The sequence below is a fragment of the Salmonella sp. SAL04214 genome (genome assembly GCF_046550615.1).
Classification (GTDB): domain Bacteria; phylum Pseudomonadota; class Gammaproteobacteria; order Enterobacterales; family Enterobacteriaceae; genus Salmonella; species Salmonella enterica.
The window spans coordinates 151,043-160,326 of sequence record NZ_JBGDXT010000013.1 but is presented as its reverse complement, the minus strand read 5'-3'; the positions used below and the strand labels follow the sequence as shown (position 1 = coordinate 160,326).

The following is a 9,284-nucleotide window of genomic DNA, read 5'->3' as shown; positions in this document are numbered from 1 at the left end:
CGGCGGGCGGTGATAGAGCGCAGTATCCGGCTGGCGCAGGAGAAATAAGACCCTGACGGCCCGGTGGCGTGGCGCCATCGGGCCTGGCTATCCCAACGATACGCTAAAGCCTGAAAGTGAAGCCCGTGTGAAGTATGATGACGAGCATCGTCTCTTATCAGGACATCCTATGAAACAAATCACCTTTACGCCGCGCCATCACCAGCTTACCAACACCAATACCTGGACACCTGACAGCCAGTGGCTGGTCTTTGATGTACGGCCTTCAGGCGCGTCATTTACGGGCAAGACTATTGAGCGTGTCAATGTGCATACCGGCGACGTGGAGGTGATTTATCGCGCCGTGCAGGGCGCGCATGTCGGCGTGGTGACGGTGCATCCTGCCGACAATCACTATGTGTTTATTCATGGCCCTGAAAACCCTGATGAGACGTGGCATTACGATTTCCACCACCGCCGGGGCGTTATTGCAACGCCGGGGGGCGTGACTAACCTCGATGCGATGGATATTACTGCGCCGTATACTCCCGGCGCGCTGCGCGGCGGCAGCCACGTCCATGTGTTTAGCCCGAACGGCGAGCTGGTGAGTTTTACCTATAATGACCACGTTCTGCATGAGCGAGATCCGGCGCTGGATCTGCGTAATGTCGGCGTGGCCGTGCCGTATGGGCCGGTAACGGTGCCGGTTCAGCATCCGCGCGAATACAGCGGTAGCTACTGGTGCGTACTGGTTAGCCGCACGACGCCTGCGCCGAGACCTGGCAGCGATGACATTAACCGCGCCTATGAAGAGGGCTGGGTGGGCAACCGCCAGATCGCCTTTATTGGCGATACGCTGTCGCTGACGGGCCAAAAAGTCCCGGAGCTGTTTATTGTCGATTTACCGTGTCATGAAAACGGCTGGAAACAAGCAGGCGACACGCCGCTGACGGGAACCGAATCAACGATGCCATCGCCGCCGTTGGGCGTAGTTCAGCGGCGTCTTACCTTTACTCACCAGCGTGTTTACCCTGGGCTCACTAACGAACCACGCCACTGGGTCCGCAGTAATCCGCAGGCGACGGCGATCGCCTTTTTGATGCGGGACGATAACGGCGTAGCGCAACTGTGGCTGATATCGCCGCAGGGAGGCGAGCCCCGGCAGTTAACGCATCATGCGACCGGCGTACAGTCAGCGTTTAACTGGCATCCGTCGGGTAAATGGCTGGGACTGGTGCTGGAAAACCGGATTGCCTGCTGCGACGCACAAAGTGGGAGGATCGACTTCTTAACCGCCAGGCACGACAACCCGCCGTCTGCGGACGCCGTCGTTTTTTCACCGGATGGGCGACACGTCGCATGGATGGAAGAGGTGAAAGGTTTCCGTCAGCTATGGGTGACGGAAACCGGGCGATAAATCAGGGAGGAGGCATCTTCGCCGGGGGGATGACGGCATTGGTCATTTTCGTCTCCTCCTCGCTTTTCTCTACGCGCGATCTTACCGAACTGTCTTTGCGGAAGATGTCCCACGGCAGAAGGATCGTATCCATCACGGCGGTAAACGGCATATCCAGGATAGCCAACGATTTTGTGCCCCAGTTTGTCTCATCGTTACCGATCATCGTAGCGCTGGCGCGCGTGCCAGGATAAGTACCCTCTTTACCGCCGGTGTGCGACATGACGCTTGAACAACCGCTTAATAAAAGCATCCCATTCCATATTATCAGCGTTAACCACACGTTTTTTATCATCACTCATTCATCTGTTGGTTGTCGTTATTTGCATGATGAGTTATAGCGATCCGTTGCTAAAAATAACATCACCAGTACGTGGCACTGTGGCGGTAATCGCACTTTAACAATCAGTGCTGTCCCAACCAGTCTATGCAATAGCCAATAAACTGCAAAAAAAAGTCGGATTAAAATACTTGAAAAGTACGTATTCAGACCCATTTATAAGACGTAGTGAATAGAAGGGCACGCCTGATGGGTGTTCTGGCAATCCTGGCCTGTCCATGATGGAAGGTCTGACATTCTCGCTGATTTCAGGAGTTTATGATTATGCGTAACTTTGATTTATCCCCGCTGTACCGTTCTGCCATTGGTTTTGACCGTCTGTTTAACCTGCTTGAAAATAACCAAAGCCAAAGTAATGGCGGCTACCCTCCGTACAACGTTGAGCTGGTAGACGAAAACCACTACCGCATCGCCATTGCCGTTGCCGGTTTCGCGGAAAGCGAACTGGAGATTACTGCCCAGGATAATTTACTGGTGGTAAAAGGCGCTCATGCGGACGAGCAGAAAGAACGTACTTACCTGTATCAGGGCATTGCCGAGCGTAACTTTGAACGTAAGTTCCAGTTAGCGGAGAACATTCACGTTCGCGGCGCAAACCTGGTCAACGGGCTGCTGTATATCGAACTGGAGCGCGTGATTCCGGAAGCGAACAAACCGCGCCGTATCGAAATTAACTGATTCCGTCGGGTCGCGTTGCGCGGCCTGTCATCCCATGCTCGCCGTCAGGGAGCATATTCGCACGTAAAGTGTGAAGGTAAAAACTCGCTTCTTAGAAGGAGAAATGATTATGCGTAACTACGATTTATCCCCACTGCTGCGTCAATGGATCGGTTTTGACAAGCTGGCCAATGCGCTGCAAAACAGCGGCGAAAGCCAGAGCTTCCCGCCCTATAACATCGAAAAAAGCGACGATAACCATTATCGCATTACCTTAGCGTTAGCCGGTTTTCGTCAGGAAGATCTGGATATTCAACTGGAAGGCACGCGCCTGACGGTGAAAGGCACGCCGGAACAGCCGGAAAACGAGCCCAAATGGTTACATCAGGGCCTGGTCATGCAGCCTTTTAGCCTGAGCTTTACGCTGGCTGAGAATATGGAAGTTTCCGGCGCGACGTTTACCAACGGCCTGCTGCATATTGATTTAACCCGCAACGAGCCGGAAACCATTGCGCCGCAGCGTATCGCCATTAACGAACGCTCCGCATTAAATAGCTAATGAGCTCCTTGCCTTGCCCCGCCAGAGATGGCGGGGCTTTTTTATGCCACGAAAAAGGGTAAGACGCTGCCGAAGTCAGGACGTCTGGGCGGTTTTGTAACATGAGAATGTGCGCCATGCTGTATATATGCCTTAACGGTTCAGTCATAATCCCTATAAATTGAAATGTTACTCACAGGGAAGAAAAGATGAGTGATATCGCATTGACGGTCAGCGTTCTGGCGTTGGTGGCGGTTGTCGGTTTATGGATCGGCAACATTAAAGTGCGCGGTGTCGGCTTTGGTATTGGCGGCGTTCTGTTCGGCGGTATTATCGTCGGCCACTTCGTCGATCAGGCTGGGGTGACGCTGAGCGGCGATATGCTGCACTTTATCCAGGAATTCGGCCTGATCCTTTTTGTTTATACCATCGGCATACAGGTGGGGCCGGGGTTTTTCGCCTCGCTGCGCGTTTCCGGGCTGCGCCTCAATCTGTTTGCCATTCTGATTGTGATTATGGGCGGGTTGGTCACCGCGATTCTGCATAAAATTTTCGCTATTCCGCTGCCGGTGGTGCTGGGGATTTTCTCCGGCGCAGTCACCAATACGCCTGCGTTAGGGGCGGGTCAGCAAATCCTGCGCGATCTGGGAACGCCAGTGGATCTGGTGGATCAGATGGGGATGAGCTATGCGATGGCGTATCCGTTTGGCATCTGCGGTATTTTGCTCACCATGTGGCTGATGCGGCTGATTTTTCGCGTTAACGTCGAGGCGGAAGCGCAGAAGCACGAATCCTCTCTCGCTAACGGTCATTCATTAATTCAAACAATGAATATCCGTGTCGAGAATCCGAACCTCAATAATATGGCTATTCAGGATGTGCCGATCCTGAACAGCGATAAAATCATTTGCTCACGCCTGAAACGCGACGACACGCTGATGGTGCCGTCGCCGGGGACGATTATCCAGGCAGGCGACCTGCTGCACCTCGTCGGCCAATCTACCGACCTGCATAACGCGCAACTGGTGATCGGCAAGGAAGTGGACACCTCGTTGTCGACGCGTGGCACGGATTTACGCGTCGAGCGTGTGGTCGTCACCAACGAAAAAGTGCTCGGCAAACGTATCCGCGATTTGCACTTTAAAGAGCGTTATGACGTGGTTATCTCCCGTCTTAACCGCGCGGGCGTTGAGCTGGTCGCCAGCAGCGACGCTAGCCTGCAGTTTGGCGACATTCTCAATCTGGTGGGGCGTCCAGCCTCGATTGATGCGGTAGCCAATGTGGTCGGCAACGCGCAGCAAAAACTCCAGCAGGTGCAGATGCTGCCGGTGTTTATCGGCATCGGATTAGGGGTTCTGCTTGGGTCAATCCCGTTGTTTGTGCCGGGATTCCCGGTCGCGTTAAAACTGGGGCTGGCTGGCGGGCCGCTGATCATGGCGCTAATTTTGGGGCGTATCGGCAGCATCGGTAAGCTGTACTGGTTTATGCCGCCGAGCGCCAACCTCGCGCTGCGTGAGTTAGGCATCGTTTTGTTTCTGGCGGTCGTTGGGCTGAAATCCGGCGGCGATTTTGTCGATACGCTGACGCAGGGCGAAGGATTAAGCTGGATTGGCTACGGTATTTTCATCACCGCTATTCCGCTGATTACCGTCGGTTTGCTGGCGCGGATTTTTGCCAAAATGAACTATCTGACGCTATGCGGGATGCTGGCCGGTTCGATGACCGATCCGCCAGCGCTGGCATTTGCCAACAATCTTCATGCCACCAGCGGCGCGGCGGCGCTCTCTTACGCGACCGTCTATCCGTTAGTGATGTTCCTGCGTATTATCACGCCACAACTGCTGGCGGTGATTTTTTGGGGAATGGGTTAGCGCCTGATGGCGCGTTGCTTATCCGGCCTACGCACTGTGTTAAATCCAGGCTGGATAACGCGCGCCGCACCGGTCACACTTCTGCTCTTCTTCTTATCTCCTTCCTCAATGAACGTGCTAATCAGCGTAATGGCAATGAGCATAATTCCATTTTATTTCAGTTGGTTATCAATCTTCATCGCCTTTTTTTTCGTCGCGACGGGTGGTTTTTCAGCTTTTAATCCGGCAATAATGCCTTTCCTGGCGGTGGCGTTGAAAAAGGTCGCAACTGAAATGAAAAATAGCGGCAATGAGCGCGGTTGCGCCAAAACGCATCACCAGTGAACTACAGTTATTTTGCAATAAGATTCCCTTGCTGCGGGATAATGTGAAGCATATCAGCAACAACGTGAGTGGTATTCTGAAAACGAACGGGAATACATAAGAACGTAAAAGGAGTCGTCATGAAGATTTCCCGCCTCGGAGAAGCGCCGGATTATCGCTTCTCACTGGCAAATGAGCGCACCTTTCTGGCGTGGATTCGCACCTCGCTGGGATTTCTGGCGGCAGGCGTCGGTCTTGATCAGCTCGCCCCGGATTTTGCCACGCCGGTGATCCGTGAACTGCTGGCGCTACTGTTGTGTCTGTTTGCGGGCGGCCTGGCGATTTATGGCTATCTACGCTGGTTACGTAATGAAAAAGCGATGCGTCTGAAAGAGGATTTGCCCTATACCCATAGCCTGTTGATCATCAGCGTTATTTTGATGATTGTCGCGGTGATAGTGATGGGGCTGGTACTGTATGCCGGATAGTCGTAAAGCCCGTCGGCAGAACGATCCGGGACTGCAACCGGAGCGTACGTCGCTGGCCTGGTTTCGCACGCTGCTGGGATACGGGGCGTTAATGGCGTTAGCCGTCAGGCACCACTGGCATCAGGCGGGGTTCTTGTTCTGGGTGTCAATCAGCGTTCTGGCGATAGTGGCGGTGATTCTTTGGCGTTATACCCTGAGTCGTAATTTGATGGATGTCGCGCATAGCGATTTTTCCGAAACTCATGTCGTGCGTGACAAATTTTTGATCTCCCTCGCGGTGTTGTCGCTCGCAATCCTGTTTGCTGTTACCCATATTCGCCAACTTATTGCATTTATCGGGAATTTTATATGACAGGACGTCAGGACATTGTCGTGAGTGATGACCAGATTCAGGTCGTCGTAAATCGCCAGAATAGCCAGCGCCCTCAGCAACTGTACCGTAACTTACAACGGCTCGGCATTCGCAATGTCCATTTTATCCCATTGTTGGAACATGACCGGAACGGAATGTTGACCGAGGATTCATTGTGTTCAGCAGACTGGGGGCGGTTTTTAAATAGCGTATTTGATATTTGGGTACGTGAAGATATTCAGCGTATCTCGGTCCGCCTTTTTGATGAGACGCTACAGCAGTGGTGCGGCGGCAAGGATGGCGTTGAAGCGCCGGACAAGGCGCCGCTAAGCGCTGAATGTCAGAAGTGCTCTTTATTACGATTTTGCGGCGGCGGATGCCCTGAGCATCGGGATAGCCAGGGGAAAAATCAGCTTTGCGAGGGCTACCAGACCTTTTTTAACTACTCCTCGCCGCATATGCGGGTGATGCGGGATTTACTGAAACAGCATCGCTCGCCTGAGGAGTTGATGGCGATGCTGCGTTAACGTCACAGGCCTGATAAGCGTAGCGCCATCAGGCGATGGCGTGCCGGATGGCGCTGCCGTCTTTCCGGCACTGAGCGAGTATTAGCGTCCTTTTGCCAGGTATTGTTCCATTTCATCCTCCGGCACCATGCCGCCCCCGGTTGCCCATACCAGATGCGTCGCGTTGCCGAGCTGCGTCTGATTGAATCCATGCCTTTGCTGATACTCGGTGGCGGCGCAAATGCGCTGTGGCCCGGCCATCCCCGCCAGAGCTGATGGCTCCAGTCGAATTCCTTCCTCCTGCGCCAGCCAGCCCAGCATGTCGTACATTGTTTGATCGTCTAAGGTATAGAGGCCGTCAAGCAGACGCTCCATTGCCCGCCCAACAAAGCCCGAAGCGCGACCTACCGCCAGGCCGTCAGCCGCCGTCAGGTTATCAATACCGATATCTTGTACTGAGATGGCATCGTGCAGACCGGTATAAACGCCGAGTAACATGCAGGGTGAATGGGTCGGTTCGGCAAAGAAACAGTGGACGTTGTCGCCAAACGCCAGTTTCAGGCCAAAGGCGACGCCGCCAGGGCCGCCGCCAACGCCGCACGGTAGATAAACAAACAGTGGGTGGCTGGCGTCAACGACGCGTCCCTGCTGCGCGAATTGCGCTTTCAGACGCTGACCCGCTACCGCATAGCCCAGAAATAGCGTGCGAGAGTTTTCATCATCGATAAAGAAACAGTTTGGATCGGATTGCGCTGCTTTACGACCCTGCTCAACCGCCACGCCGTAATCATCTTCGTATTCCACGACCGTCACGCCGTGGCTACGTAGCTTCGCCTTTTTCCAGGCGCGGGCGTCGGCAGACATATGTACCGTCACTTTAAAACCGATGCAGGCGCTCATGATACCGATCGATAGCCCCAGATTGCCGGTTGAACCGACGGCGATACTGTACTGGCTGAAGAATTGTTTAAATTCCGGCGAAAGCAACACGCTATAGTCATCGTCGGTGGTTAACAGACCCGCCTCCAGCGCCAGTTTTTCCGCGTGCGTTAGCACCTCGTAGATGCCGCCGCGCGCTTTAATGGAACCAGAGATTGCCAGGTGACTGTCTTTTTTTAACAGCATTTCACCGTCGATCGTTTGCCCATACTCTTTTTCCAGCCGCTTTTGCATGGCCGGAATAGCGACCACGTCAGATTCGATCATGCCGCCAGCGGCAGCGGTTTGCGGAAACGCTTTCGCCAGATACGGCGCAAAGCGCGCCAGACGGCCATGGGCGGCGTTTACGTCCTGCTCCGTCAGGCCGACATACGGTAGACCTTGTGCAAGAGAGGTGGCGCCCGGGTTAAACCAGGTGGTTTCTTTGAGGGCGACCAGATCCTCGACCAAAGGATACCGGGCGATGAGCTTTTGTATGTTTTCCATAGTACGTCTCTTTACGATCAGATGATAAAGGAAAGCAGGAATGTGCCAGCCAGTGCAACGACAGATGCGATAAACGTGGCCGTCGTATAGTATTTAAACGTTTCATTCAGCGTAGCGCCGCAATACTGCTTGACCAGCCAGAACAGGGAATCGGTCACGATCGTGCAGCCAATGGCGCCGGAACCAATGGCAATCGCAATGATCTCCGGGCTGACGTCAGGATAGAGCGGCAGCATGGGCGCAACAATCGCGGTGGCGCCCATCATGGCTACCGTCGCAGAGCCGACCGCCGCGTGCAGAATCAGCGCTACCAGCCATGCCAGCAGAATCGGGTGCATATGCATATTTGAGAGGATCACCGCCAGCGTGTCCGCCAGCCCGCTACTTTTGAGAATGGCGTTGAACGCGCCGCCCGCGCCGATAATCAGCAGGATGTTCGCAATGGCGCCAAAGCCGTTTTCGGTGTGGGTAAGTAGCGCGCTCATACCCATATGCTGGCGCAGACCGAGTATGTAATACGCCACAAAGACAGCGATAAACATTGCGGTGATCGGATTACCGATAAACTCCAGCAGCGTATACAACGTGCCGTCTTTCGCCATATTCAGTTCAGCGACGGTTTTCACCAGCATCAGGCCAATCGGCAGCAGAACGGTAAACAGCGTTGCGCCCAGCGACGGCAGGGTGTTTTCGGCGCGCACTTCAAGATCCGCAAACTCTGTCGGTACGGGCTTGAACGGCAGACGATTACCCAGAAACTTTAAGAACAGCGGGCCGCCGACCAATGAGGCCATCAGTCCGACCAGCAGACCGTAGACAATCACCGAGCCGATATCCGCCCCCAGTTTATTTGCGACAAACAGCGCAGCCGGATGCGGCGGTACCACGCAATGGACGGCCATCAGCGCGGTACACAGCGGAATGGCCAGCTTCAGCAGCGAGGTATGGGTCTTTTTAGCGATAGAAAACGCCAGTGGGATGAGCAACACGACGCCCACTTCCACGAACAACGTGATACCGCAAATCAGCCCCACCAGTACCATGATCACGTCAGCAGAGAGCCAGCGGCAGCGCTGGAGCGTAAGCCCGATGCGCTCCGCCGCGCCGGAAACCTCCATCATTTTGCCGAGGATGGTGCCAAGACCGATAACGGCGGCCAGAAAACCGAGCGTACCGCCTATTCCGTTTTCTATCGCCGTGACCATCTCCAGCGGCCCCATGCCCATCATCGCGCCGACAAAGAAACTGGCGAGCAGTAACGCCAGGAAGGGGTGGAATTTAAACTTCACGATGGTCAATACGATTAACACGATGCTGATCAGCAGCGTGCTCACTACCCAGATTTGAGCGTGCATATCTCACCTACCCT

11 protein-coding genes and 1 other annotated feature are annotated in these 9,284 nt (G+C 54.3%); of the genes, 8 read left to right on the top strand and 3 right to left on the bottom strand.

What is annotated here, in order from left to right; translation table 11 throughout:
• Positions 1-169: 169 nt before the first annotated feature.
• A complete protein-coding gene (locus tag ACLJQD_RS19980) occupies positions 170-1,396 on the top strand; it encodes a DUF3748 domain-containing protein (protein ID WP_017442044.1) in 1,227 nt (408 codons plus the stop codon).
• A 1-nt stretch (position 1,397) separates the two neighbouring features.
• Here the strand turns inward: ACLJQD_RS19980 and ACLJQD_RS19975 are convergent, their stop codons facing one another.
• Positions 1,398-1,730 carry a YceK/YidQ family lipoprotein gene (locus ACLJQD_RS19975; protein WP_001581211.1) on the bottom strand — a complete coding sequence of 111 codons (333 nt, stop codon included), beginning with the start codon at positions 1,728-1,730 and terminating at the stop codon, positions 1,398-1,400.
• Between the two features lie 242 nt (positions 1,731-1,972).
• Positions 1,973-2,046: a sequence feature (ROSE (Repression Of Heat Shock gene Expression) occurs in the 5'-region of heat shock genes and acts as an RNA thermometer to modulate expression.), on the top strand.
• Here ACLJQD_RS19975 and ibpA point away from each other — a divergent pair.
• From ibpA to ACLJQD_RS19940, 7 genes are all read left to right on the top strand, one after another.
• The gene (gene ibpA / locus ACLJQD_RS19970) at positions 2,040-2,453 is read left to right on the top strand and encodes a small heat shock chaperone IbpA (protein WP_001532742.1); all 414 of its coding nucleotides are present in this window, start codon (positions 2,040-2,042) and stop codon (positions 2,451-2,453) included. (Overlaps the previous feature by 7 nt.)
• A gap of 109 nt (positions 2,454-2,562) precedes the next feature.
• Positions 2,563-2,991 (top strand): small heat shock chaperone IbpB, encoded by a 429-nt coding sequence (gene ibpB, locus ACLJQD_RS19965; protein ID WP_001246919.1) that lies wholly within the window; start codon positions 2,563-2,565, stop codon positions 2,989-2,991.
• 188 nt (positions 2,992-3,179) lie between these two features.
• Positions 3,180-4,841, top strand: coding sequence for a putative transporter (locus ACLJQD_RS19960; protein WP_001279781.1), 1,662 nt, complete (start codon positions 3,180-3,182; stop codon positions 4,839-4,841).
• Positions 4,842-4,877: 36 nt separating this feature from the next.
• A complete protein-coding gene (locus ACLJQD_RS19955) occupies positions 4,878-5,165 on the top strand; it encodes a hypothetical protein (protein WP_162267435.1) in 288 nt (95 codons plus the stop codon).
• 119 nt (positions 5,166-5,284) lie between these two features.
• Positions 5,285-5,632 (top strand): YidH family protein, encoded by a 348-nt coding sequence (locus ACLJQD_RS19950; protein WP_000703964.1) that lies wholly within the window; start codon positions 5,285-5,287, stop codon positions 5,630-5,632.
• On the top strand, positions 5,622-5,984 hold the full coding sequence (locus ACLJQD_RS19945) for a DUF202 domain-containing protein (protein WP_001113454.1): 363 nt from the start codon (positions 5,622-5,624) through the stop codon (positions 5,982-5,984). The genes ACLJQD_RS19950 and ACLJQD_RS19945 overlap by 11 nt, the downstream gene beginning before the upstream one ends.
• Entirely contained in the window at positions 5,981-6,511 is a 531-nt protein-coding gene (locus ACLJQD_RS19940) for a radical SAM protein (RefSeq protein WP_017442041.1), read from the top strand. The genes ACLJQD_RS19945 and ACLJQD_RS19940 overlap by 4 nt, the downstream gene beginning before the upstream one ends.
• A gap of 81 nt (positions 6,512-6,592) precedes the next feature.
• Here the strand turns inward: ACLJQD_RS19940 and dsdA are convergent, their stop codons facing one another.
• Both dsdA and dsdX read right to left on the bottom strand, forming a co-directional pair.
• Positions 6,593-7,915: a D-serine ammonia-lyase gene (gene dsdA, locus ACLJQD_RS19935; protein WP_017442040.1), complete on the bottom strand. Its 1,323-nt coding sequence runs from the start codon at positions 7,913-7,915 to the stop codon at positions 6,593-6,595.
• Positions 7,916-7,932: 17 nt separating this feature from the next.
• A complete protein-coding gene (gene dsdX / locus ACLJQD_RS19930; RefSeq protein ID WP_000543317.1) occupies positions 7,933-9,270 on the bottom strand; it encodes a D-serine transporter DsdX in 1,338 nt (445 codons plus the stop codon).
• Positions 9,271-9,284 lie beyond the last annotated feature (14 nt).

Excerpts from the sequence above, each read along its gene's own strand:
- ACLJQD_RS19960 (WP_001279781.1), top strand. The coding sequence starts at position 3,180 with ATGAGTGATATCGCATTGACGGTCAGCGTTCTGGCGTTGGTGGCGGTT.
- ibpA (WP_001532742.1), top strand. The coding sequence starts at position 2,040 with ATGCGTAACTTTGATTTATCCCCGCTGTACCGTTCTGCCATTGGTTTT.
- ACLJQD_RS19980 (WP_017442044.1), top strand. The coding sequence starts at position 170 with ATGAAACAAATCACCTTTACGCCGCGCCATCACCAGCTTACCAACACC.
- ibpB (WP_001246919.1), top strand. The coding sequence starts at position 2,563 with ATGCGTAACTACGATTTATCCCCACTGCTGCGTCAATGGATCGGTTTT.
- dsdX (WP_000543317.1), bottom strand. The coding sequence starts at position 9,270 with ATGCACGCTCAAATCTGGGTAGTGAGCACGCTGCTGATCAGCATCGTG.
- ACLJQD_RS19940 (WP_017442041.1), top strand. The coding sequence starts at position 5,981 with ATGACAGGACGTCAGGACATTGTCGTGAGTGATGACCAGATTCAGGTC.
- ACLJQD_RS19975 (WP_001581211.1), bottom strand. The coding sequence starts at position 1,730 with ATGATAAAAAACGTGTGGTTAACGCTGATAATATGGAATGGGATGCTT.
- ACLJQD_RS19950 (WP_000703964.1), top strand. The coding sequence starts at position 5,285 with ATGAAGATTTCCCGCCTCGGAGAAGCGCCGGATTATCGCTTCTCACTG.
- dsdA (WP_017442040.1), bottom strand. The coding sequence starts at position 7,915 with ATGGAAAACATACAAAAGCTCATCGCCCGGTATCCTTTGGTCGAGGAT.
- ACLJQD_RS19945 (WP_001113454.1), top strand. The coding sequence starts at position 5,622 with ATGCCGGATAGTCGTAAAGCCCGTCGGCAGAACGATCCGGGACTGCAA.